The organism is Azonexus hydrophilus (assembly GCF_905120355.1).
In the GTDB taxonomy this organism is placed as follows: domain Bacteria; phylum Pseudomonadota; class Gammaproteobacteria; order Burkholderiales; family Rhodocyclaceae; genus Azonexus.
Map to the genome: position 1 here is coordinate 1 of NZ_CAJHOB010000059.1, position 502 is coordinate 502.

The following is a 502-nucleotide window of genomic DNA, read 5'->3' on the forward strand; positions in this document are numbered from 1 at the left end:
GATTGGCGGTTTCCGGGTCGCGCCGGGTGAGTTCTTCGGCGGCCTCGCGGCTGGCTGCGTCCCGGGTTGCCCGTGCCGGTGAGCGTGATCGTCGCCGGTGAGATCACCGCCAGCGTCTGGCTGCTTTCGCTGTTGTCTTCCGGCAAGCCGTTCTGACCGGCCAGATTGCCCAAGAGGTTGCCCGCGGCCTGCCCGGCCAGGCCATTGGCCGGCGAGGGCAGCGCAAATCCCTGGCGGAAATCGGCACTGCCCGAGAAGCTGAAACTGCTGCTGCTCGCTTCGGTGTGCTGAATGTTGGTCAGATCCTCATAGCTCAGGCTGCCGGTGGTGAGCGTGTTTTTGTCGGCTTCGGCCTGGGAGGTGATGGCTCCGCCCTTGAGGTGGGTGTTGCCACCAACGTCGATCTCAAAGCCACCTTCGCCCGCCGCAATGCCGCTCTGCCCCTGAGCGCTGCGGTAGCTGTGGTCGATCTTCTGGTTCGCGGCGCTGACCGTGCCGCTGC

Annotated in this window: 1 protein-coding gene; it reads right to left on the reverse strand. The window is 65.9% G+C overall.

Features of this window, described 5'->3' with window-relative positions:
* On the reverse strand, positions 1-502 hold a 502-nt coding region (locus tag JYJ39_RS13985), incomplete at both ends, for a hypothetical protein (RefSeq protein ID WP_205205276.1).